Genomic DNA, 25,236 nt, shown 5'->3' with positions numbered 1-25,236 from the left:
AGTCTAGGTGAATACATTAAATTAGGCTCATTAAAACAAATAACAAGTCAGAATAAACTAACATATCGACTTGCTATTTGTTTGTTTTTGCCTTATATAAAAAAACATCAGAAATAAGGTGATGAAATGAAAGTATTCAAATTAAAAAACAACAATGAACTTCATACAGGGCATGATATATTTAACATGACAATTGAAGAAAGAAAAAAATTTAATTGCATAATAATTAATAATCCAATACAAAGTAATTGTTTATGTGTGGTAAATCATTTAGTATGCAAATCAGTAGAAAATAAAAACATTGCACATTTAATCATTGCAAGTGAGGATAAACAGTTAAATGATATAAGGACCTTTGGTAGTTTAAATGTTGGTTATGATTTTGATGGTGAAGAGACCAATGGAAACTTAGAAATAGATACAGTTAGCATTGATAAAAATCAAGAGGTAGATATACTAGTGGAACATTTCTTAATAATACTTCCCGGAGGAAATATTTATATAAAATTAGAAGAACCTGAGGAAAAAATATTTCTTCAAATAAGTTTGGGGGAAGAAATTATTTAGTTAGGTATTAGTTGTGGCATCTTCAAAAATAACTATTAGGCATATTAGTTATTTTTTTGAAGGTGCGTAATATATAAAAAATAGTAAATAATATAAAATGTGATATAATTTATAAAGAATATATAACAAAAGGAGAGATAATTATATGAATCCAATAGTAACAATTAATATGGAAAGTGGAAAAGTTATAAAGGCAGAATTATACCCAGAGGTTGCACCTAATACAGTAAATAATTTTATTAGTCTTATAAACAAAGGTTTTTACAATGGGATTGGCTTTCATAGAGTAATTCCAGGCTTTATGATTCAAGGTGGATGCCCTGAAGGAACAGGAGTAGGTGGACCAGGATATTCAATAAATGGTGAGTTTTCTTCTAATAAATTTAAAAATGATTTAAAGCATTCCACTGGTGTTTTATCAATGGCTAGATCTAATGATCCAAATTCAGCAGGAAGCCAATTTTTTATTATGGTAGCTAATTCTTATCATTTAGATGGAAGTTACGCAGCTTTTGGAAAAGTAACAGAAGGTATGGAAAATGCACTAGAAATAGCTAAGGTAGACAGAGATTTTAGAGATAAGCCAAAGAAAGAACAAAAAATTAAAAGTATGAGTGTTGAATCTTTTGATATTGAATACAGTGAGCCAAAAAAAATATAATAAAAGTATAATTATCTAATTTAAAAAATATTAAATTGTAGGGGGAAGATAGTATGGAAATTATTGATGAAAGACTTATCCTTGCATATGGACTAACTAAAGAGGAAGAAGAAAAACTTAATAGTTTACTATCAAAGAAAAGTATATTACCTTGCAAAGTAATTCAGAAAAACATGGGTAACGTTACAATTAAAGATATATTAGGCAACGTAGAACATAAAGAGTGTAACATCGAATTACCTCATGAAAAATTACTTTTATTTAACAATTATAAGGATAAGGAACTATATGATCTAATTGATAGTATAAGAGAAATTAAAACTAGTGATACTATACTAGCGGCAGTGACACCAACATCTATAAAGTGGACGGTTAGTTTTTTATTAGAACATTTAATGGAAGAGAGAGAAGCTTATAGAAAAATGTAATATAGCATATGAAAATATAAATCTTCTGCTAATTGCAGAAGATTTATATTTTATGTTAAAATATAACAGAGGTTTTATGAAAATTTTAAATTGTCGAAAATTGATTTCAAAATAATTATTTAATTAGAAGGGCGGAGAATTATGAGCAGAGTGGGAGATAAAATTAAAACAGTAAGAGAAGCAAAAGCAATAACTCAGAAACAATTAGGTAAAAAAATTGGAGTATCTGAGAGTTTTATTAATGAAGTGGAAATGGGTAAAAAAGTTATTAACGAAAAATTTTTAGAAAAAATATCTAAAATTTTAGGTGAAGAGATTGAAGATACTTCTGTTTCCTTTCAAGCTGATGAGCGCGTACAAGAGAGACAACCAAAACTCCAAAGACCTAGCACAGAAAAAGTAAATGAGGTTTGGAATGATGCCTTTAGTTCAGTTTTAAAAGATGTTAATATTTATAAATATGATTTAGTTAAGACTATAGGTGCAAAACAATTGCCTATAATATCAAACAAAGTAGAGGGATATGCTCAAGATAAAGTATTGTTTTTAGAAATAGAAAACGATGATATGCTTGGGTTTAGAATTTGTATTGGAGATATTGCTTTTGCTCATTTGACACATGAAATAGAAAACAACTCTATTTCATTAGTAGATTTTAATGGACAAAGAGTATTGAGACAAATAAAAAAATTGGATGGCAACAAAATATTGTTAATAAGCAATAGAAGTTCTATAAGGACTGATACAGTTAAACATACAGATATTAAAGTGATTGCAAGACTAGATAGAGTAGAGTTTAAAGTATAAGGTAATAGTAATTTATGAGAAATTAAACAAAAATTAATAATTAACCTTATTAACAAAGTACTATTATTAAGTTATAATATATTTTAAAGAAAAGGATTAAGTGCTATATTAAAGAAAAAACACTTTAATAATTTAAATAACAAAAATCAACAATAGATAAACTAGGGGGATTAACATTATGAAAGGAACAGTAGTAGCGACATGGATGAAAACTTGTAGAAAACTTTATGGTGAGAGTGTGGTTGACAATGCTATGGAGTCTGTGGGGTGGAGTTCTAGTAAAATATTTTCACCAGTGGAGAACGTAGATGATGGACAAGTTAAAAATGTAATTGGTAATATATCGCAAGAACAAAACATACCAATTGATAAATTGTGGGGAATCATAGGAAAAGATAATTTAATAGCTTTTCATAGAGACTTTCCTGCGTTTTTTGACACTGAAAATGTATATTCTTTTTTGAAATCGCTATTTGATATACATGTGGTGATGACCAAAAAGTTTGCTGGAGCTAAACCACCACTGGTAGGTATAACACCAATATCAAGTCGACAGGCTATCTTTACTTATAATTCTAAAAGAGGAATGTTTGATTATTTTCTAGGGCTTTTAGATGGAACTTGCGAGTACTTTAATGAGAAAATTGAAATTGAGCAAATAGAAAGAACATCAGAAAGTTTAAGTTTAAAACTTACCTTTGAAAAGGATATTTATTATAAGAAAACATATAAAATTAATAAAATGTTATCTTTGGGATTTATTAAGAATATACCTGGAAAGGTAGGGGCATTTACTTTTATTATATCTTTACTGGTTGCTATGCCAATAATGGGATTAGATAATATGGTAAAGGTAGTAGCACTTGCTATAATTTCTGGAGCTACTTCAAGCCTTGCATCTTTTATAATGGGAAGACCTGCAAAGCTAATTTTACAAACTATAGACCAAATTAATAGCAATAATTATGTTGAAGATGGGGATATAGTCACTGGGGATGAATATGAAGAGCTATTCAGGAAACTTAAGGAATATAAAAAAGGATTTAGAACAGATTTTGTTGAGTTTAAAGGTGTAACTGATGAGATGGATACTTTCGCTGAAAATATAAATAAAATTTCTCATACTATGAACAATACCTCTGAAGACATATCAGGAGCAGCTTTGCAAATGGCTAGCACTTCTTGTAGCCAAGCGGAGAATACTGAAAATGCCGTTTTAATTTTAAATGACAATATTAGATCACTTAATGGTATTGTTAAAAATGAAAATGACAATAAAGATGAATTGGAAAAAGCTATTGTAAAGATAAATAATAGCTATGAAAGTGTTGATAGTACAAGCAAAAATATACTTGGAACACTAGAAAAATTTCAAGAAGTTAAGGATAATGGTATTAGACTAGAAACAAAGGCTCGTGATATAACTAATATAGTATCAATTGTTTCTCAAATTGCCGAACAAACAAATTTGCTTGCCCTAAATGCATCTATAGAGGCTGCCCGTGCAGGTGAGCAAGGAAGAGGGTTTGCTGTAGTTGCAGATGAGGTTAGAAAGCTTGCAGAACAGTCTAAGAGTGCAGTAGAGGAAATTAACAGTAATTTAATAGAATTTGTTAAGGATATAAATATACTTGTTGATAAAATTGGTGATCAGTACGATATTCTCCAAAATGAAACTAAGGGGTTAGAACAAGTAAGAGATATAAGTTATGAGGCTACAATGTCTGTTAGAACAGTTTCAACATCAATGATAAATACTATAAATGATTTAGACAGAGAAGCAAAATCTATTGCAAATATATATGAAACAATAGAGTCTCTAGCTGCTATTGCGGAGGAAAATTCTGCATCTTCAGAGGAGGTAAGTGCAAGTGTCGAAAGTTATACTAATGAAATAAAGAAGCTTACTTTAAATATATATGAATTTAAAAAGATAACAAGCTCCTTTAAAGAGGATTTGAAAAGATACAAAATATAAATAGTATTAAGATGGTTAGGAGGGGCCCAAATGGAGCAATTACAAAAGAAGGCCTCCACGTATGAATGGAAGGATATTATTAAGAGAGCATTATTAGGACTGAGCATACTAATTATAAGTATGACTTATCCAATATTAAATCAATTTAGAGGGGATACTAACTCTGTATTTACAGTTGTGGATAAATTTATACCATTTAATAAATATTTTATATTACCCTATGTATCTTGGTATGTATTTATGCTGATATTTTCTGCTTTTTTATGTATATTAGATAAAGAAAGGTATTTAAAGCTGCTTATAACTCTAAATATAGGTATGATTACATGCTATATAATATATTATTTTTATCCAACATATGTTCCAAGGCCTATGATAAAAGGAACTGACTTCTTCAGCAATTTGGTTTTAAATTTGTATGCAGCTGATAATCCCTATAATTGTTTTCCAAGTATTCATGTTTTAAATTCTGTGCTAATAACTTTGTATACTTGTGAATCGGATAAGGTTTATAAATCCACTAAAATAATTTGTTTTATTATATCTGGCTTAATAATTTTGTCTACTATGTTTATAAAGCAACATTATTTTGCAGACGTGGCTATAGCAATAATATTCGCGTTTTTATTGTATGTTTCTTTTAAAAACATGAAATTCAATTTTTATAGAGATAGAAGTGTGCAATATGTAGAATAATTATATGTTAAAGGCCTCCATGACTAAAGTCATGGAGGCCTTTATTTGGGTGGTTATTTATTGCTTAGGCTTTTTTAGAGATTATACTCCTCTTAAATCAAAGTCAGGGACGAAAGCTTTAGAGGCGGTTCCACCTTCTTGAATAAAGCACTTGGTTATGCCCAAGTTTAAGCAGTAGTCTATTAGACAATCATAGTGATTTGGGTTTAATTGCTTGTTTATTTCAGGATATTCAAATGCCTGGTGCATAGGGGTATATTGATTCATTAAGCTAATATATACTGATTCACTAAAGGTGGTATATAAAAAATCTATCACTTTTTTAGAATCAAATAACAAGCCAGGTAGCATTAAATGCCTAATTATTACTCCCTTTTGAATTATTCCATCATCATTAAATTTTGCTTCTCCAACCTGGGAAACCATTTCAGTAATAATTTTCGAGGCAACATTGAAATAATCAGGAGCATTTGAATATTTAAGGGCATATTTATCCCTATAATATTTTAAGTCTGGTAAATAAACATCAATAAAACCTTTTAGAGCTTTAATTGTGTCAATATTTTCATATGCATTTGAATTATAGAGAATAGGAATGCTAAGGCCCTTACTTTTAGCAAGTTTTAGAGCTTCTATTATCTGCGGTACATAGTGGGTTGGAGTAACTAAATTTATATTGTGAGCTCCCTTTTGTTGTTGCTCTAAAAAAATTTCGCTAAGGCGAGTTATAGACACTATTTTTCCAGTGCCGACCTGACTTATTTTATGATTTTGACAAAATACACAGTTTAGATTACAATTGGAAAAAAACACGGTTCCAGAACCAGATGTACCTGAAATGCAGGGCTCTTCCCAGTCGTACAAGGTGACTTTGGCTATCTTTATATCTTTAGAAGCCGTGCAGAATCCTAATTCTCCATCTAATCTATTAACAAAACATTTCCTAGGACATAAATTGCATTTTTCTAGCATGTATAAAAAACAGGAATTATTTAATTCCTCTGTACCTCTATTAATCATTTTTATCTCCTTGTTTAATAATTTCAATCTTTAGATTTAACGACATTTCAGAAGGAAGGCTCCTACTTCTATAAATGGAAGGTCTGTACTATAACAAAAATAAAACTTTAGTGGGAATCTAAATCTCCTTCTGAAGTCGTTAATATTGCAGCTTCGCAGAAGATGATTTAACTTATTACATATAAGAATTGTACAATTGGATATATATAATGTCAATTCGGTCTTTTGGTAGTTTTCATATAAAATATAACACATTGAATTAGAAAAATAAAACTTATAGCACCGAAACCAGGATAAAGTACTTTAATTAAATTTCTAAAACCAATTTGTGAAATAGGCAAAGCTATAATCAGTACTAATATCACAGCTTTTTTATAAGAAATATTATATTTTTTCTCAAAGGTTTTTCCTACACTGTATATGTCAGAGACTTCAGTTGAAAACATTTCAAACCAAATCACACAAAGTAGAAGAATTTGCATTAACATACCAAAGCGGTGTGTTATGTATAATAGTGGGATTTCGTACTTGAAAATTTGGGGTATGTTTAATAATAGCATTATATTTATCAAATAGCATAATAGTGTTAAAACTAATGCTCCTATTATAACCCCAGGAATAAGAACACGTTTGCGTTTCATTTCTTGACTTATTGGGACTAGCACACCACTACAACATAACATATTAAAGCCAGCATAGAGTAAGGTTGAAAAAAACCATTGACCTGGAATAATACTATTTTTATAAGACGGAATTTGTTTTATATAAGAAGCACTAACCATATCTTTGTAGAACATTAAATATAGAATGAATATAGTTATAATAATTGTAGTAAGAACAGGAACTATAAATGAATTTATAGTTATTAGTCCTTTGGTATCCTTAAGAAGTGTATACAAAGAGATTATAGACATAAGTAAAATACCTATCCATTTTGAAACACCAAAATATTGACGAAGAAGTGCTCCACTTCCTGCTAAAATTATGGCAGCGCCACTGATTAAGAAGAAACTTGTAAAAATATCTGTAATTACACCAAAAAAACCTGGGCTTACAAGAGTTATAAATTCGGTATAGGAACTTAGTTTATAATTTAGACTAATAGAGATTATAATAGAACTTATTACAATATAGATTAAGCCACAAATAAGAATTCCCCAAAAGCTCACATATCCGTAAGTACTGAAGAATTGAGTTATCTCTTGGCCTGAAGCAAGCCCTGCGCCAACTATGGTACCAATGAATACAGCTGCAGTTTGAAATATAGAACCAATGTTTTTTTTCAAATTATCTCCTCCATAAAATTATTAAATAATGGTAATAAGCAAATAAGATACTTGTCTTTATAAATATATGTGTATTTATTAATAATAAATAATGATTTTATAAATTAAAAATTTATTTATAGGGAAACTATAATTACAAGGATAAATTTGATTTTGTAAAGCACAAGTACAAAAGTAATTATAAGTATCATTATTGAATTAAGAGGGAGTGAGAATATTGAAAAAAATATTATGCTGTTTATTAGTACTATTCTATGTTTTATCTTTCACAGCATGTGTAAAAAAAGAGGAAGAGGAAAAACCAAAGGTTAACGCTTTTGAAATCAAAACTGCAACTAATGTAGTTAATAATTATATGGATTTTATAATGAGGGAAGATTATGAAAGTGGTAAGAAATTGTATACTAAAGAATTGCTTGGAAAATCTTTAGACTTTCAACTTAGTGAAATGAAGATAAAGGGGTATAAAGTTACTGAAAGCAATGAGGTTGGTAGATCTGGAGTTTTTAAGGTTAGAATTACAAGAACCTCTATGGATAGTTCGTCTTCTTGTCTGGATGAATACTCTATTAAAGTTGTTAAAGACGGAGCAGAATATAGGATAAGTGAAATTACTAATGCACCACAAAAAGAAGCCTTTGTTGAAGGTATAGGTATAAGATTCAGAGATAAGAAGAATGTTAAAACAAATTTAATTATTGATGAAGCGGGATTTCCTAAATATATGTATTCGAGAGATGATGGAGCACAGTTATATAAATTAATGGTGCCCTTAAAAGAATTCGGTGCAATAAATTTTAGTTATGAAGGAGAAAAACTTGCAATTAGCACCTATAAAACTAATTCATTCATTGGTGTTGTAAATATTGATGAGTCTCTAGCAGTCCAAGGTGATGCTGCAAAATCAGGAGCTCAGGCTTCGGAAGGTGGGGGATCTGGAGCGGTAGCTAAGGAGAAACCAATTGGTAAGGAGTTAATTCCGATAGATTTATTACTAAATTGTAAAGTTGAGTTTATGACTTTTTCCTTAGATGAGAAGTTTCTACTTGTACAATATACCAAGAAAAACATTGGAAAATGTATAAGGGTTTATCAAGTAGACAATGGAGATATGATCCCTATCAATTTCGAAAAAGATTATCCAATTGAAAAAGTACAGATAGTATTTTCTTCTTTTGGTGAAGGAACTATGATTTATGAAGTGATACCTAAAACTAATGTTAGTAATTCAGAAACAGACATTATTGGTAAATGGAAATTGGATTTAAAGGATTTTACTGTAGATAAATTATAATTAATACATTCACTATGGACATAAGGTATAATTAACATAGTGTTAATAACTTTAATAAAATAACTAGTCTAATGACTAGTTATTTTATTAAATGGTCCACAAATAAAGAAAGGGTGAGGTTAGTGCAGAAAACATGGGGTGACAAAAAATATCACAGCTTAAATTATTTTTTAAGAGATAAATTTGGTGATAAGGTTTTTAAGATTGCTTTGGACGCTGGATTCTCTTGTCCTAACAGAGATGGAACTATTAGCAGCGGAGGGTGTTTGTTTTGTAGCGAAAGGGGTTCAGGAGATTTTGGTGGTGATAGAAGATTTTCTATCACAAGTCAATTTGAAGATATAGTTAGTATGATGAGCAAAAAATGGAAGACAGGAAAATACATTGCATATTTTCAAGCTTATACCAATACATATGCTTCTGTAGAAGTATTAAGGAAAAAATATGAGGAGGCAATATCACAGGAGGGAGTAGTAGCAATGGCTATAGCTACAAGACCTGATTGCTTAGATGATGAGGTGCTTGACCTTATAGAGGAATATTCAAATAGAGTATACACCTGGGTAGAACTAGGTCTTCAAACTCGAAGTGATGAAAGTGCCGCTATCATTAATAGAGGATATAAACTTTTGAAATTCGAAGAGGCTCTTAAAGAGCTTAATAAAAGAAATATTGATGTGATAGTTCACACTATTTTTGGCCTTCCTGGAGAAAGTGGATCTGATATGTTGAAAACAATAGACTACGTGGCGCATAAAGACATAAAAGGTATAAAAATGCATTTGCTCTATCTTGTAGAGCATACGCCAATGGTGGATCTATACAACCAAGGAAAACTTAGGTTCATGGAAAAAGACGAGTACATAGATATAATTGTTAAGGCAATCACTATGCTGCCACCTAATATGGTTATACATAGATTAACTGGGGATGCTCCAAGGGAACTATTAATAGGGCCAATGTGGAGTTTGAAAAAATGGGAAGTCTTAAATGCCATAGATAACAAATTAAAGGAAATGGATTTATATCAAGGAGTGAATTTTAAGCTTTAGATTAAAAATGGTACAATTGTCGCAATTGGTGCATTTGTGTCTTTCTACAAATTAACTTTACCACTTTTGGGGGTTTTGCAAATAGATAAATATGGTTTAAAGGTTTACAATATATATATAGAAAACATTTAGAATGTACATGTAGGAGGAATATATTATGTCAAATTTATCATTAAGGCACATATACAAGGTTTATACTGGAAACGTAACAGCAGTTAAAGATTTTAATCTTGAGATAGAAGATAAGGAATTTATAGTTTTTGTAGGACCATCAGGTTGTGGTAAATCAACAACTTTAAGAATGATAGCAGGTCTTGAAGAAATTTCACAAGGTGAAATATATATTGGAGATAAACTCGTAAATGATATGGCACCTAAGGATAGAGATATAGCTATGGTTTTTCAAAACTATGCACTATATCCTCACATGACTGTATATGATAACATGGCATTTGGTTTAAAACTAAGAAAAATGCCTAAAGATCAAATAAAGCAAAAAGTTACTGACGTAGCTAAAGTACTTGATATTGAGCATTTACTTGATAGAAAACCAAAAGCATTATCAGGTGGACAAAGACAAAGAGTAGCACTTGGAAGAGCTATAGTAAGAAATCCAAAGGTATTCTTGATGGACGAGCCTCTATCAAATTTAGATGCAAAACTTAGAGTACAAATGAGAACTGAAATAGCAAAACTTCATCATAAACTACAAACAACTTTTATATACGTAACTCATGATCAAACAGAAGCTATGACTATGGGAACGAGAATAGTTGTAATGAAGGATGGTCTAGCTCAACAAGTAGATACTCCTTCTAATATATATGAGCACCCAGTTAATATGTTTGTTGCTGGGTTTATAGGAAGCCCTCAAATGAACTTTATGGAAGCTAAGGTTTTAGAACAAAATGGTGAAATCGTACTTTCTTTTGATGATGAAATTGTAATATTACCAAAGGATAAAGCTGATATTATAAAAGAGAAATCCTATATAGGAAAAACTGTTGTAATGGGTATTAGACCAGAAGATATTGATGACAGTATTGAATTTATAGAGAAAAATAAAAATTCAGTAATAGCAGTTCAAGTTGAGGTTGCAGAGCTTATGGGTGCAGAAACTAACATATATATGAAAAAAGGAAATACAAATATTGTAGCTAGAGTTAATGGATCCTCTAAAGCTAAGGTTGGGGATACAATTAAAATTGCGCTAGATACAAGTAAAATTCATGTGTTTGATAAAGAAACTGAAAACACAATAATTTAGGGGGAAATCCAATATGTACAATTTCACAGAATTCTTGAAGGATTTAAGTCATTCTTCAAATATACCATTTAATGTAGTTACAGAAGATGGTATTGCACTGTACATTAGTGACTTAGATATTGAAAATTCACATATAACTAACTTTACTATTATGCTAGGGAGAGTTAAGGGTATAATCAGTTTAGAAAAGAAGTATGAAAATTGTACATCTTTACTTGAATATATTATAGAAAACAAATATACCCAGCATTTTTTAACTAAAGAACAAGCAGTTATTGATATATTAGAAAATAGAGAAATTTCTATTGATAATGTTAGTCTTAATTTGCCTTTTCTTAAGAATGGGTGTTATGTGCTACTAATAAGTGTAGACGGAAGTAATTATGAATCTCTTAACATAATAAAACAAATATATGATAATGAGCCAGTTGTAAGTTTAATATATAACGATAGCATAATTGTAATTGGTGATTTTGATGAAGTAGAGGGCCACACAGAAAGTATAAAGGAATCTATCTCATCAGATTTGTATTGCAAATGTTATGTAAGTTATGCAGATAGAACTTATGATATAAAGGGGCTTAAGAAAGCTTACAATGATGCACTGCAATGTATGGAACTTGGGAAAAAATTCGATATAAAAGACCATACATTTAGTTATAATAAGATGTTATTTGAAAAAATTGTATATAATGTAGACGGTAAAATTAAGCAGGAGCTATTATCCATGCTAAAGGACAAATTCGATGCCCTTGATAGTGAAATGGTAATAACTATTGAGCAATTTGTAGATTGTGGTCTTAATATAAGTGATGCTGCTAGAAAACTATATGTTCATAGGAATACTCTTATTTATAGATTGGATAAGATTAAGAAAGAAACAAACTTTGATATCAGGGACTTTAAAGATGCCTCCGTATTTCTTATAGCCTTCCTAATATGGAAGGAAAATAAGGAATAATTATACAATTAATTAAAAAACTCTGATTTTACTTATTGTAAAAGCAGAGTTTTTTTAGCGAGGGGGGAGAAAGTGGGATAAAAGGGGACGGTTAACAATTAACTCATTTATCAACAAAATAAATGGGGACGGTTAACAATTGTTAAGCATATAGGTTATTTTTAATTTTCTATAAAAACGCACTCCTTTTATTCCTAAATTTATGTATTAATAAGATATTTCATTATTTAACTTAATAGAACAATAAATTTTTAAATGCTTGTCCGACTCAATTAAAAATAAAATAACTATTTATCAAATATGAAAATTTTTGTTTGTTATTATAAATTTATAAATATATGGGCTAAATAGATTAAATCAATAAATTTTATCTATTTGACATAAATTGCTTAATAGCATTTATATAATTACATTCTTAATAAGCATAGAATTAATAAAATCCTCCATAATATTTTCATGTTGTTTCTCAGTTTCAATTAACTCAATACCGATGCTAGTTAATTGAGAAATTCGAGACTGTGTAATGTTTCCAAGTGCGTTGGATATATCGCTAAACTTAAAATTGCAGAGACTCCTCATTAAAACAACTGTTAGGGCTTTTGCACCTACAAGCTTTCTACTGTATCTTGTATGAAAATGAAACTCTGATATATTCATCTTTGATGCTATAAATTTCAGCACGTCTTCGGATGTGAAATTTCGTTCAATTATTTTTCTACCACGTCTATATTCTGTTTTTTCATCTTTAAATTCAAGTTCTTCTTTTAATTTTTCATCGGTGCATCCCAAAATAAGGCTAATGTAATTTTTTCTTGCAGTGTCAAGATTATTACCGAAAAAGCCCATAACAAATCTATAATCAATTATGTTGAAATAATCTCGTCTTTTGCCTATATATATTCCTAAACTAGAAAAAGCATAGGTTTCAGGACAATCCTTAAATTTACCTATATCTGTAGGATTATTATGTATATATAAAGATACTGTCTTCAAGTATGAGTCATTATCTACTATTTTACTCTTGAATCTATCTTTAAAAAGATGTCCGTCCCTTTTATATTTTTTATTAAAGTATGCTGCATAAGAAAAGTTTACTCCATGCATGACTTTTGATATGTCTGAGCCATTAGAATCAACCAATAAATGTACATGGTTATCCATAAGACAGTACCCGTAAATTTTAACATTATAGAGCTTTTTGTATTTCTTAACAAGGTATAAATACTTTTCCTTATCTTCAGAATCCCTATATAAATCTACCTCGCTGATACTTTTACACATAATGTGATATATAGCATCAGCTGCTTTTAATCTTGCCATTCTCGCCATGAAAAATCACCCCTAGTCATTAGTTTTTATATATATTATTCCCAATGAGTAGGGTAATATTCATATTATTAAGGTATTAGTTTAATTAGTTGTTAACCGTCCCCGACATTTTTTGTTAATTTAATTTAACTTAAAAAGTTGTTAACCGTCCCCAGTTATTCTATAATTGTAGGTGAATCACAAAGGAGAGAAAAAAATGAAAATAGATATAATAGTTTCTGCTGAAGATATAAAGAAAGAAAAGATAGAAAATAAAACTGTGGTAGTTATAGATATGCTTAGAGCAACTAGTGTAATAATTACTGCTATGAATAATGGTTGCATCGGTGTAATCCCTGTTTTAACTGTGGACGACGCAGCTAAAATTGTGAGAAATAGCAAAGAGGAGTTTATGCTTGGAGGAGAGCGAGATGCACTAAAAATAGAGGGTTTTAACTATTCAAACTCTCCATTAGAATACACCAGAGGCACCATAGAAGGCAAAACACTTGTGATGACTACTACCAATGGTACTAAAGCTATAAAGGGCTGCACTGGGGCTAGTAGCATTCTATTAGGGGCCATGTTAAATGCTAAGGCTATAGCAAAGAAGATATTAGAAATAAATAAAGATGTAGTAATAGTTAATGCAGGCACTTATGGTGAATTTTCTATAGATGATTTTTTATGTAGTGGCTACATAATAGATTGTGTGTTAAAAGAAATTGAGGCAGATCTTTCCGACATTGCTTTTACTTCTCATTATATTTATAAAAACAATGAAGATATCCACAGTTTTATAAAGTATGCAAGTCACTATAAAAGAATTACAGAGTTAGGCCTGGAGGCAGATTTAGAATACTGCTGTAGAAAAGATATTATAGACAAGGTTCCAGAATATAAGAATGGTATTATCCTTTAAAAAAGTTTTAAGCTCGCTAAAAAAGTATATATTACGTAAGAGGCATTTGAACAAGTCCTAGCAATTCTTAATTCATTTTATTTATAGCTTCGTGAAGAAAAATGCGTGTTTGAGCATTAGCGAGTTCGCATTTTTTAGAAGCTGTAAATAAAATGAATTTTAGAATTACTAGGCGACGTGAAAGCCTCTTTAGTAATATATACTTTTTTCTTTTAAACCACCTGGAATATATAAAATTTTAAGTAGTAAGATTCATCAGAATTCCATAGTATAGGATGATCTGCTGCCTGAGTTCTAAACTCTACTTGTCTAAGTGTTCGCTTAGCATCTAATGCCGCTTCAGCTATTGTATCTCTAAATAAATCAGGGTACATAAAATGAGAGCAAGAGCAAGTTACAAAATATCCGCCTGGCTTAACCAATTTGATACCACGTAGATTAATTTCTTTATATCCTCTTGTAGCACCATCTATAGTAGAACGTGACTTTGTAAATGCAGGTGGATCTAGGATTACAACGTCATATTGCCTTCCATCTCTTGACCATTCTCTTAATACATCAAAAGCATTATGGGATTCGAATTTAACGGTATCTGAAAGTCCGTTAAGTTCTGCATTTTTTCTAGAGCATTCTACTGCATAATCGGAAATATCCACCCCAAGTACACTTTTAGCCCCAGCTATACCTGCATTAAGCGCAAAAGAACCTGTGTGCGTAAAGCAATCTAAAACATCAGCGCCCTTGCATAATCTTTGAATGGCAGCTCTGTTTTCCTTTTGGTCTAGGAAAAATCCAGTCTTTTGACCATTTTCAATGTCAACATTATATTTAACTCCGTTTTCAACAATTTGTATATTGGTATCAAAGGGCTCAGTTAAAAAGCCTTTTGTTTGTTCCATGCCTTCGAGTTCACGGACTCTAGCATCACTTCTTTCATATACACCCTTTGCATGATATTCCTCCGTTAGTAGCTTAACAACTATGTCTTTATATTTATCTATACCTAATGCTAAAGATTGAATAACGTAATAGTCTTCATATTTATCTATAATCATTCCCGGTATAAAGTCTGCTTCTCCAAATAAAAATCTACAACTAGAAGTGTCTATAACTGTTTCTCTATATGTCCAAGCTGCGCGAAGCCTTTTTTTGAAAAACTCTTCATTTATTTCTTCGTCAATATCTCTGGTCATTATTCTTATAGCAATTTTAGAAGCATCGTTTACGAAACCTTTTCCAATAAATTCTCCTCTAAAATTATATGCTTCAATTATATCTCCATTTTCATATTCACCATCAAAATTTTCAATTTCATTAGCATATATCCAAAGGTGACCATTTTCGGCATTTCTGCCTTTACCTCTATATAAGTAAAATTTACAAGTCATTCAAAATCCCTCCTGTACTTTTTAGGGTTACAAAACAATATTTAATAAAAAATATCAAGTTATTTATCTATAGTATTATACCACACTGCTTTAATTTGTAATATGAAATACATAAAATTCTTTTGACAAAAGTTCATTTATAAATTACACTTGTATATGTGCGATTTTTAAATGCACACTTGAATTAAGGATATTTAGATAAAAATTGGACGGATTTTCTTTGATTGGTAATCCATATATATAATGTCCAGATATTATATATAAATAAGTGTATGAGTAGAAATACTTTTAAAATAGAAAAAATAATAAATATATAGAATTACACTATATTAAGGAGAAAAAACAAATGAGTAGATTAGTAGTAAAAAATATGAGTCATGGATTTGGCGACAGATCAATATTTGAAGATGTATCTTTTAGATTACTTAAAGGGGAACACATAGCCCTTATAGGAGCTAACGGAGAAGGTAAATCAACCTTTATGAATATTATCACAGGTAAGCTTATGCCGGATGAAGGTGACGTTGAATGGTCAAGTAACGTCAGATTTGGATATATGGATCAGCATACTGTTCTTGAAAAAGGAAAAACCATTAGGGAAATTTTAAGGGAGGCTTTTAAATATCTTTTTGATTTAGAAGAGGAAATGCTTAATGTAACGGAGAAAATGGGAGAAGCGACACCTGACGAACTAGAAAAGTTATTGGATAGAATGGGAATAATTCAAGACTTGCTTGATAATAATGGATTTTATGCTATTGATTCTAAGATAGATGAGGTAGCAGCAGGAATTGGACTTAAAGATGTTGGTCTTGAAAATGATGTTGCAGATTTAAGTGGAGGACAAAGAACGAAAGTTCTTCTTGCAAAACTTTTATTAGAAGCTCCAGATGTACTACTGCTTGATGAGCCTACTAACTTTTTGGATGAACATCATGTGGAGTGGCTTAAGAGATATCTTCAAAATTATGAAAGTGCATTTATCCTAATATCTCATGATATTGAATTCCTAAAAGATGCAGTTAATATAATATATCATGTGGAAAATAAAAAGTTAACTAGATATATTGGTTCTTATGAAGAATTTTTGAGAGTCCATGATGCTAAAAGGCTTCAAATGGAAGCTGATTATGAAAGACAACAAAAAGAAATTACTAGACTTGAGGTATTTGTTGCTAAAAATAAAGCAAGAGCTTCTACTAGTGGTATGGCAAAATCAAGACAAAAGAAATTAGATAAAATTGATAGAATGGAAGTTACAAAAGATAAACCAAAACCACAATTTAATTTTAAAACTGCAAGAGCATCGGGGAAGATAATATTTAAAACGGTGGATTTAGTCACTGGATATGATACCCCTTTATCTAAGCCATTAGATTTGTATATGGAAAGAGGACAAAAAATTGCTCTAACTGGTGCAAATGGTGTTGGTAAAACAACTTTGTTAAAAAGCCTTATGGGTGATATCAAAGCTGTTTCCGGTCATACAAACTTAGGAGATTATCAATATATTGGATATTATGAACAAGAAATAAAGGGAGTCAACCGCAATAATTGTATTGAAGAATTTTGGAAAGAATTCCCTAGCTTCACCCAAGGCCAGGTAAGATCTGCACTTGCTAAGTGTGGACTTACTACAAAGCATATTGAAAGTAGAATTACTGTGCTTAGTGGTGGAGAGCAAGCAAAGGTAAGACTTGCGAAACTTCTAAATAGGGAAACTAATATATTAATTCTAGATGAACCTACCAATCATTTAGATGTAGATGCTAAAGAAGAGCTCAAGAGGGCATTAAAAGAATATACAGGAAGTATACTTATAGTTTGCCATGAGCCAGATTTCTATGAGGATGTAGTAACAGATGTATGGGACTGTGAAGAATGGACAACTAAAATAGTATAATGATAACTAAATTTTAAGAGCATTATTTATAATAGATTGGTCAAATCTGATTGAAAACGTACAAGTAATTGTGTACATGAATGGACAAAAGCCTAGGAGATATTTTTATAATATTTTCTAGGCTTTCTTTTATTTCATAGGGGATAAAATATGAAAAGCAATTACTATTTCTTTCTTATATAATTACATATCTTTTTCATGTTTATATTGTTCAATTTTCCATTTGCATTTCCAAACTATTTGTAATATTGCCAAACATATTACTGCAAGTAATACAGTGAATATTGCGAAAATATAGGAACCAGTATTAATTGTTGCCATAGCCTCCATAAAGAAACAAATCAATTCTACAACCAGAGCTACTTTGAAAAAATTCTTAATCTTATTGTATTGAGTGATTTTTGATTCTATATCTGTATACATTTCAAAGGGACCATCCGATGCCATCTTCTGTAAATACACCCACCTCCACCATTGAGATATAACTTTTACTTCTGTATCCTCCATAAAAGCTGAATAATCATGTTTTTCCCCATTCCAACTATCAAGCAACTCTATTTGATAATTGTATTCTCCAGGCTCACATTTTTCAAAAGTATAAAATCCAAGGAAAAATTTTTTGAATGCCCATCCATTTAAACACATTTTCTTCAACCAATCTTCCTCTACGTCCTTGTCATAATATAGTTTGAATTTTAACATATAATCGCATCCCCCTAATCATCCATCTTTTTTGCATTTTTTATAAGTTCATTTAACCTTTTTACTTCATTTTGGAATACTTCTTTCCCTGTATTTGTGATAAGGTATTCCTTTTTTTTTCTAGATTCCTTATCCTCACTATACAGAGTAATCCATCCTTTTGTAAGCAGTGAATTAATAGCTCCATATAATGTTCCTGGGCCTAATACTACACTTCTACTTGTCATTTCGCTTACATCTTGAATAATGCCATATCCATAATTTGGTGTACGTGTAGCCAATAATATATAAAATAAAGCTTCTGTCAAAGGGGTATTAGTGTACAAATGTATCAACCTCCAATATATCGTGTGATGATATATTTGTCAATGATATATTAAAAATATTGTTGCAGAAATTATACAACAGAAATATTGTGATTTAACCTAAAAAGAGCTAGAATAATTTCTAGCTCTTTTTATATTTAATAATATTTTAGAAGGAAAGTCTCCCAATTTTAAATTAGGAAAATTTCCTTCTGAAGTTGTTAATATTGTGGCAGGGAATACTATTATTTAATAGCATTTTTAGTTTAAAACTTCGAGTCCTAGGTCTAGTATATTAGCAAATAATGATAATGTATTAGTATTTGGAATAACATTATTTTTAACATCTAATAATTTTCCTAGTCCATAATTGGTGTATATGCTGATAGTAGGAAAATTAATTTCACTTAGATCACAAATAATATCATTTTCATTTAACTTTATTTTAGTTGTCTCATTAATAGGTTCTAGTATGGTATAAAGTCTTGTAGAACTGTTATATCTTAGAACTTTTAGTATATCACTTAGTAGTATATCGTAAGGTTTAGCATTAATGTCATACTTTGAAGTGGTTGCAGCGATGTTATTTATAACAAAATAATAAATATTTCTTTTGTAGTTTACCTTATCTTTAAATTCTTGCAATCTTTCTAAATTCAACATTATATCTACTGTGGCTTCATCTTTTTCGGAAATTCTAAAACAATCTTTTATGTAAGTTAATTCTTCTTTTTCATGAAGTTCTCTAGTTAAGATATCCATACAATTTTTATAAATATCTTCGAATGAGCTAAATGGTAAGGAATATTTTATATTACATAAAACAAGGTAAACCTTGAATTTAGATTTATTACTATTTCCAGATGAATAATTGACTTCAACTAATAAGAGTTCATTCAATAATTCTGTATCAAGTGTTATTTTCTCAATTCCATTACTTGATTGTAGAATGTAATTCTCATTAGTAGATAAGTTTTGTGTATGTTGATTTATTATATAGGTACTTTTAAAACCAGCTTCAGTAATTTCACCTACTCTTAATGAAGTTTTTAGGGGTAGTTTTTTTAAATTTATATATGGTCTATTTAAACATAGGTTATTTTCAGATATTATTCTCATATTAAACTCCTTTAGTTCTAACAAAATTGTTAGCTTTATGTATAAATTATAACATAATTAGCATTCGAAAATATAAAAACCTTTATTTGATCACATGAAATGACAGTGATAGAAAAAACACCTATATCAAAATAATTTTGATATAGGTGTTTTTTCTCCTTATGTAGTTGGTTATAATCCTAAAAAATGGGTTTCTTAAAAATAATAATAATAATAATATCAATAATTAATTTTTTATTAAACAATCTTTCAAAAGTTCTTTCCACATGCAATAAGTCTTTTGTCACCTTTTATTAATTTAGTTTTATCTATTCCGACCTTTACTTTTATTTTTTTCATATAAAATCAACCTCACTTTATACCCATTAGATATATTATTACTATATCCTAATATATGTAAAAATATTCCTTTAAATTTATATGTTAAAAAATAAATGTTGTAAATAACCTAAAGTTAATAGAGTAAAATTAGAGATAGATGGAATTGAGTAAAGTTAATTCGTAATTATTACATAAAATGTAACATTGATTATTGTTATTAATTTCATAGCATTATAATTTGTATATTGAACAAAATAGTAAAGTGATATTAGAATTAAATATTTTGTTTAAGGGAGGTATAAATGCTATGGGAGAAAAGAAGGATCCGTCTTGTGCAAGCCAACAAGAAAAGGAGAAAAAAGTAAATAATTTAGGAACTAAACACAATAAAAAAACAAATAAAAAAGACTGATATTAGATTGCTTTTAAAGAGCATATATTTTACAAAAATATATGCCCTTTGATAATTTTATTAGATTGTATCATCTTAATTGTTAATGGTGTCATCCTGGGTAATTATGCTGACTTTTTTTATCCAGCCTTTATTATTAATGTTAGTCTGGGAATTCACAGATATTTCATACCATCCAATATCAAAGAGCTCAGCAGAATCTTGAATTTCTACAACAATGTTTTTAGCAATGTTAGATATAACGGGTGAATTTTCCATAGGACTTAGATATAGGCTACAAATCTCTTTTGTAGTTCCTTCTTTAAAGAGTGGAGCTTTGTATTTTATTATAACAGGTACTTGCGCATTATGCGCGCTTGTAATTTTTGATTTGAATTCTCTATTTTGTCTAGAAACAACCTTTAGTTGAGTTTTCTGAGTTGATAGCTTTTGATTCATTAGAGTGTAATATACACCAAAACCTATCAAAACAACTGAAAATAAAAAAATAAGCAATAGTATCTCTCCTTAAAAATTACTTATTAAAACAATGATTTATTAATATAATAGAGTATAGCTCAAAAGTTTGTGCATATGTTATATTTATGCTTAGTATATACTATTCTACATAAAACAAAAAAATTCATATAAAAAAACTCATGTGGATGCATGAGTTTTAAATGGCTGGAGTTAATTCACGATATTCGATTATATACATATCTGCATGACTCGTAATATCTTCCCTTTGTTCTTTGGAAAAATCATCATATACACCTACTACCTTCATTCCAGCAGCTTTTGCACCTTTAACTGCGGGGAGTATATCTTCAAATACAATGCATTCCTCTGGTTTTACACCTAATTTTTCAGCAGCAAGCAAATATACATCAGGAAAGTTTTTACCTCTAGAGACTTCACTAGTGAGAGTTATGCAGTCAAAATAATGGTATATACCATTAGCTTTAAGCACAGCTTCTAACAATAATTTACTATTGCTTGTAGCCAGTCCAATTTTTATATTGGAGGTTTTAAGTAAAGATAAAAATTCAACTACACCAGGTTTTAGTTTTACATTGTTAAGATACTCCCCATAGGCAAAATCTGTCCATTCTTTTTTAATTTCTTCTATAGTATCTAATATACCAAAATTGGTTCTAAAATACTGCGCAGTGTCATCAAAGCTAAGATGTTCTATTTGGCTTTTTAGATTTTTTGGTAAATCCATATTTCTATTCTTAAAATAATCCTCGTCTATTTTACCCCAAACCCACATAGAGTCGATAAGGGTACCATCTAAATCGAAAATCGCAGCTTTAATATTTGTTAGCATTAAATCACCTCTTATATAATTATAGTATTATGGAATATGGTAATATATTAAAATTTTAAATTCAGCAAGTATCTTTATTTAACAACAGCTACCACAGGTTCTCTGCGGTAGCTATTGTTATTTGTTTTCAGTTACATTAAAAGAACCTGTAAGTTAGAAAAGAACAGGTAATTCCTAGAAAAGCACCCACCATGACATCGGTAGGGTAATGAACTCCTATATACATTCTAGAGATTCCTACACAACAGGCTAGTGGTATAGTTATAAATCCGAAAATAGGGAAATATAAAGCTATTATCACAGCTAATGAAAACGCGCCAGTAGTATGTCCAGACGGGAAGGAGTATTTATCTATACCTATTTTTTTTATATTTAAATTTGGAATATCTATAAAGGGTCTTAATCTAGTCACAGTTATTTTAAGAAGTTTACCAATACCAGTACTAATTGTAATAGAAATCATAGCGCGAGTAGCCATGACGTGAAGTAGGGTAGTACTCAAAAAAAAAGCTAAAGTGCAGAATGCAAACATAAATGGAAAAGAGCCTAAGTAAGTCATAGCTGGCATTATAGTATCTAGAAACCTACACTTCCAAGAATTATTTATAATTCTAAGAATGTTAATGTCCCTATGGTTTATATATTCAAATAATGCTTTCATAAAACCCTCCCTCGGACTCGAAAAATATTTATTCTAATTACTAAATATTGTATCATATCTTAGTCAATAATTACATTGTAAAATATTAACTAAAATTCTCTGCGAAATATTTTAGTTTTATCTTTATCTTTAAAATCCACAGCATTGTTAATTCCGATTCTATTTAGAATTTCCTTCATACAATCGCTATCTATGGCTATCTTGATTTTCGAATTCTCTGCAAATTCATCTACTCTAAGTTTACCAGAACTTGCTCTAATCAGTGATTTTGGTCCTCCAACGCAGCCACCAATACAACCCATACCCTCTATAAAATTTGCATTAATTTCTCCGTTTTGAGCTTTAGTAAGTAGATCTTTACATTCTTTTACACCATTCCCTTGAATAGCATTAAACAAACCATATTTTTCAGGAAATAATCTTTCTAGAACCTCCCCAATAGCTATAGATACCCCTCCGGTACGAGCATAAAGTCTACCACCTCTAGAAGCATATTCACTAGAGACATCTTCTTGAAGTTTTTCAGGCTCAATGTTTAATGTATCAAAAATATTCTTAAGTTCTGAGAAGGTAAGCACATAATCTATGTCACCTAAAAGGTCTTTATCCTTAGCCTCACCTTTTTTAGCAATACAGGGTCCTATAAAGACTACTTTGCATTTTGGGTTTAATTGTTTTAAGACTCTTCCAGCTGCTATCATAGGAGAAATAGATGGAGATACATGGGTAACTAAATTATAGTATACCTTTTTTACCATTCCTACCCACATTGGACAACAGCAAGAGGTAATCATTAAATCCTCTTTTACTTTGACGTGTTCATCAAATTCTATGGCTTCTTTTAAAGTAAGCATATCAGCGAAAAAAGCAACTTCAACCATATCTGTGAAGCCAATCTTTTTAAAAGCGGTTCTAAGGTTATCTATATTAACATTTTCTCCAAATTGGCCAGTAATTGCAGGGGCTACAGCTGCTATTATTGTAGTATTTCCTTTTAGTAAATCTAAAAGTGGAATAAACTCTACTTTATCCATTAAGGCACCAGTACGACATGCATCTACGCAAAATCCGCAGTCTGTACATTTATCATTATCAATATAGGTAGTATTACATTTGTTATCAATTAATATAGCATCAAATGGGCAGGAAGCTTGGCAAAGAGTCTTTCCAGGTTTCTCTGTACACTCCATATTGCAGTGTTTAACTTTGTTTACAATTTTATAATTTGATTCATAACAGCGGATAGCTTTTTTTAAATCATCTATGTAACTATCTGAAAAGCCTACATCAACTCCACAAAGTGAAGAAATTATAGAACTCAATTCAGTTTTATTAACATTATCTTTTGATAATAATTCGTGTACCTTGATTTCAAAATTATCTTCATGATATGATTTAACTAGGGTTTTAAAAACCTCATTATAGTATTTATTCACAATAATCACTCCTAAGGCATATTTGCTATGTAATAATGTTGGCATGATATTCAGAAAAAACAATGAAATAGTATGACATTGTTTATCTTGTGAAAAAGGAGTTGTTTTATACATAAATCAGGAAAAATTCACAATAAAAAAAGAGTTGTCGTTAAACAACTCTTTTTTGGTCGGGGTGACAGGGATTGAACCTGCGACCTCATGGTCCCAAACCACGCGCGCTCCCAGCTGCGCTACACCCCGATGACTTCTTTATTATATAATAGGAAGATATAAATGTCAACAGTATTTGCAAATTTTTTTCCAAATGTAAGAAATATAGGAGTTTATCTTATAAATTTCTTATGAAGTACTTAATATTGGAATTCAGAAAGTAATGAATTAAGAAGGGGGAAAATAATGTATGATTATGTAGTGCAAGGGCTTCTTTTAGGTTTTGCTTATGTATGGATTTAGATTAACATATACTTTTGTGAAATTAATAATTTAAAAGAACAGAGCAGTTTCTCTTAGAGTATTAAAACATTCTAACAGAAACTGCTCTATATTTATTACTATTTTTTAGCATCTTTTTCTTTATCACCTACACCTCTAGTAGGTACAGTAGACATAACAAAACCAACCAGTATAGATACTAGGGCAGGAGCTACTATGTTGATATATACTATATACCTTGTTTTGTATAAAACTAGTGCAGTAAGAGAAGTGACTAGCGTACTAGCCACGAAAATAATGATTACAAATTTCGCGAAAGAACTCATAAATTTTTCGTATAATCTATGACGAGTTGGTCCACTTATAACACTTCTAAATAGAAAATATGAAGAAAAAATTATTATAATATCTACTATAGCCGAAATCAGAAAATTTTTCATGGCTTTTGTGGCTGGATACTCGTGATTTTGACCATGAGAGGAATGCCTTAGGCACTCAAATCCAACCTACCTCCTTTTTATATTTTAATATAGTAGTATATAAACAAGTTAGTAGCAACTTTTTGCAAGCAATTACCAAACCTGTTTATTACCCTTCGACAATGTTGTAATGGCTTATCATGTATAACATATAGCACACCGTTTTTTACCCTCAAATCTTTTTACACTATACGATATAGCTACAAACTAGGATTCGTAGGTATCATGACCTAAACAACATAGCTCTCGCTTAGTCTAATCAACTAAGACACTAGAAAATTTATTCTTCATGCCTACGACTTTAATCGTGGGGTAGTTGATGTTTAGTGTTACCAAAGATTAATGTTTTTACGCAATATATTTATAAAAATTGAAACTAAATTATATAAATAAAGTATTCACATAAGTTGAGTATTTTAATGATGTTAGATCATGTAATTTTAAAAATTGTTTTCTAAATCAATAATGATTGTCAAATGAAATGAAAAAGACTAAACTATGCTTAATAGAAAAAACAAA

General features: G+C 30.0%; 24 protein-coding genes and 1 tRNA gene. 12 read left to right on the top strand and 13 right to left on the bottom strand.

The genetic code is table 11. From position 1 onward, the window contains the following. Window positions 1-126 precede the first annotated feature (126 nt). From KPL51_RS15410 to KPL51_RS15385, 6 genes are all read left to right on the top strand, one after another. Complete coding sequence (locus KPL51_RS15410; RefSeq protein ID WP_216163325.1) at window positions 127-567, top strand: hypothetical protein; 441 nt, start codon at window positions 127-129, stop codon at window positions 565-567. A gap of 145 nt (window positions 568-712) precedes the next feature. Then, on the top strand, window positions 713-1,228 hold the full coding sequence (locus KPL51_RS15405) for a peptidylprolyl isomerase (RefSeq protein WP_216163323.1): 516 nt from the start codon (window positions 713-715) through the stop codon (window positions 1,226-1,228). Between the two features lie 53 nt (window positions 1,229-1,281). Then, window positions 1,282-1,656 carry a DUF3783 domain-containing protein gene (locus tag KPL51_RS15400; protein WP_216163321.1) on the top strand — a complete coding sequence of 125 codons (375 nt, stop codon included), beginning with the start codon at window positions 1,282-1,284 and terminating at the stop codon, window positions 1,654-1,656. Between the two features lie 141 nt (window positions 1,657-1,797). Next, window positions 1,798-2,463, top strand: a complete 666-nt coding sequence (locus KPL51_RS15395; RefSeq protein WP_216163319.1) for a helix-turn-helix domain-containing protein — start codon at window positions 1,798-1,800, stop codon at window positions 2,461-2,463. A 178-nt stretch (window positions 2,464-2,641) separates the two neighbouring features. Continuing rightward, window positions 2,642-4,441, top strand: a complete 1,800-nt coding sequence (locus tag KPL51_RS15390; protein WP_216163317.1) for a heme NO-binding domain-containing protein — start codon at window positions 2,642-2,644, stop codon at window positions 4,439-4,441. 30 nt (window positions 4,442-4,471) lie between these two features. Continuing rightward, window positions 4,472-5,137: a phosphatase PAP2 family protein gene (locus KPL51_RS15385; RefSeq protein ID WP_216163315.1), complete on the top strand. Its 666-nt coding sequence runs from the start codon at window positions 4,472-4,474 to the stop codon at window positions 5,135-5,137. An 81-nt stretch (window positions 5,138-5,218) separates the two neighbouring features. On the opposite strand, the gene KPL51_RS15380 is transcribed toward KPL51_RS15385, so the two are convergent. After that, window positions 5,219-6,109: a radical SAM protein gene (locus KPL51_RS15380; RefSeq protein ID WP_216163376.1), complete on the bottom strand. Its 891-nt coding sequence runs from the start codon at window positions 6,107-6,109 to the stop codon at window positions 5,219-5,221. Window positions 6,110-6,369: 260 nt separating this feature from the next. Continuing rightward, entirely contained in the window at window positions 6,370-7,443 is a 1,074-nt protein-coding gene (locus tag KPL51_RS15375; protein ID WP_216163313.1) for a YkvI family membrane protein, read from the bottom strand. A 217-nt stretch (window positions 7,444-7,660) separates the two neighbouring features. On the opposite strand from KPL51_RS15375, the gene KPL51_RS15370 reads away from it, so the two are divergent. The 4 genes from KPL51_RS15370 (at window position 7,661) to KPL51_RS15355 (ending at window position 12,017) form a co-directional block, all read left to right on the top strand. After that, on the top strand, window positions 7,661-8,737 hold the full coding sequence (locus tag KPL51_RS15370) for a hypothetical protein (RefSeq protein ID WP_216163311.1): 1,077 nt from the start codon (window positions 7,661-7,663) through the stop codon (window positions 8,735-8,737). 122 nt (window positions 8,738-8,859) lie between these two features. Continuing rightward, window positions 8,860-9,789, top strand: coding sequence for a tRNA modification radical SAM protein MnmL/YtqA (gene mnmL / locus KPL51_RS15365; RefSeq protein WP_216163309.1), 930 nt, complete (start codon window positions 8,860-8,862; stop codon window positions 9,787-9,789). A gap of 157 nt (window positions 9,790-9,946) precedes the next feature. Further along, the gene (locus KPL51_RS15360; protein ID WP_216163307.1) at window positions 9,947-11,056 is read left to right on the top strand and encodes an ABC transporter ATP-binding protein; all 1,110 of its coding nucleotides are present in this window, start codon (window positions 9,947-9,949) and stop codon (window positions 11,054-11,056) included. 13 nt (window positions 11,057-11,069) lie between these two features. After that, window positions 11,070-12,017, top strand: coding sequence for a PucR family transcriptional regulator (locus tag KPL51_RS15355; protein WP_216163305.1), 948 nt, complete (start codon window positions 11,070-11,072; stop codon window positions 12,015-12,017). A 399-nt stretch (window positions 12,018-12,416) separates the two neighbouring features. On the opposite strand, the gene KPL51_RS15350 is transcribed toward KPL51_RS15355, so the two are convergent. Next, on the bottom strand, window positions 12,417-13,346 hold the full coding sequence (locus KPL51_RS15350) for a transposase (RefSeq protein WP_216163303.1): 930 nt from the start codon (window positions 13,344-13,346) through the stop codon (window positions 12,417-12,419). A 196-nt stretch (window positions 13,347-13,542) separates the two neighbouring features. On the opposite strand from KPL51_RS15350, the gene KPL51_RS15345 reads away from it, so the two are divergent. After that, window positions 13,543-14,247, top strand: coding sequence for a 2-phosphosulfolactate phosphatase family protein (locus KPL51_RS15345; RefSeq protein WP_216163301.1), 705 nt, complete (start codon window positions 13,543-13,545; stop codon window positions 14,245-14,247). Window positions 14,248-14,459: 212 nt separating this feature from the next. Here KPL51_RS15345 and KPL51_RS15340 read toward each other — a convergent pair whose 3' ends face one another. After that, window positions 14,460-15,635 (bottom strand): class I SAM-dependent rRNA methyltransferase, encoded by a 1,176-nt coding sequence (locus KPL51_RS15340; protein ID WP_216163299.1) that lies wholly within the window; start codon window positions 15,633-15,635, stop codon window positions 14,460-14,462. A 346-nt stretch (window positions 15,636-15,981) separates the two neighbouring features. Here KPL51_RS15340 and KPL51_RS15335 point away from each other — a divergent pair, with 346 nt between their 5' ends. Continuing rightward, window positions 15,982-17,538 carry an ABC-F family ATP-binding cassette domain-containing protein gene (locus tag KPL51_RS15335; RefSeq protein WP_216163297.1) on the top strand — a complete coding sequence of 519 codons (1,557 nt, stop codon included), beginning with the start codon at window positions 15,982-15,984 and terminating at the stop codon, window positions 17,536-17,538. 183 nt (window positions 17,539-17,721) lie between these two features. Here the strand turns inward: KPL51_RS15335 and KPL51_RS15330 are convergent, their stop codons facing one another. From KPL51_RS15330 to KPL51_RS15290, 9 genes are all read right to left on the bottom strand, one after another. Continuing rightward, a complete protein-coding gene (locus tag KPL51_RS15330) occupies window positions 17,722-18,240 on the bottom strand; it encodes a DUF2812 domain-containing protein (RefSeq protein ID WP_216163295.1) in 519 nt (172 codons plus the stop codon). A gap of 14 nt (window positions 18,241-18,254) precedes the next feature. Beyond that, a complete protein-coding gene (locus KPL51_RS15325) occupies window positions 18,255-18,566 on the bottom strand; it encodes a PadR family transcriptional regulator (RefSeq protein WP_216163293.1) in 312 nt (103 codons plus the stop codon). Between the two features lie 240 nt (window positions 18,567-18,806). Further along, a complete protein-coding gene (locus KPL51_RS15320; protein ID WP_216163290.1) occupies window positions 18,807-19,664 on the bottom strand; it encodes a hypothetical protein in 858 nt (285 codons plus the stop codon). Between the two features lie 808 nt (window positions 19,665-20,472). Then, on the bottom strand, window positions 20,473-20,892 hold the full coding sequence (locus KPL51_RS15315; RefSeq protein ID WP_216163288.1) for a hypothetical protein: 420 nt from the start codon (window positions 20,890-20,892) through the stop codon (window positions 20,473-20,475). A 160-nt stretch (window positions 20,893-21,052) separates the two neighbouring features. Continuing rightward, complete coding sequence (locus KPL51_RS15310; protein ID WP_216163286.1) at window positions 21,053-21,706, bottom strand: HAD family hydrolase; 654 nt, start codon at window positions 21,704-21,706, stop codon at window positions 21,053-21,055. A 136-nt stretch (window positions 21,707-21,842) separates the two neighbouring features. Then, window positions 21,843-22,367: a phosphatase PAP2 family protein gene (locus tag KPL51_RS15305; RefSeq protein WP_216163284.1), complete on the bottom strand. Its 525-nt coding sequence runs from the start codon at window positions 22,365-22,367 to the stop codon at window positions 21,843-21,845. An 89-nt stretch (window positions 22,368-22,456) separates the two neighbouring features. After that, on the bottom strand, window positions 22,457-23,803 hold the full coding sequence (locus KPL51_RS15300; protein WP_216163282.1) for a [Fe-Fe] hydrogenase large subunit C-terminal domain-containing protein: 1,347 nt from the start codon (window positions 23,801-23,803) through the stop codon (window positions 22,457-22,459). Between the two features lie 167 nt (window positions 23,804-23,970). Further along, a tRNA-Pro gene (locus KPL51_RS15295) sits at window positions 23,971-24,046 on the bottom strand. 311 nt (window positions 24,047-24,357) lie between these two features. After that, window positions 24,358-24,678, bottom strand: coding sequence for a hypothetical protein (locus tag KPL51_RS15290; RefSeq protein ID WP_216163280.1), 321 nt, complete (start codon window positions 24,676-24,678; stop codon window positions 24,358-24,360). Between the last annotated feature and the right edge of the window lie 558 nt (window positions 24,679-25,236).

This window comes from Clostridium bowmanii, assembly GCF_018861315.1.
In the GTDB taxonomy this organism is placed as follows: Bacteria; Bacillota; Clostridia; order Clostridiales; family Clostridiaceae; genus Clostridium_AD; species Clostridium_AD bowmanii.
Note: the sequence above shows the minus strand (reverse complement) of the source record. Positions and strands in the feature narration are given on the sequence as shown.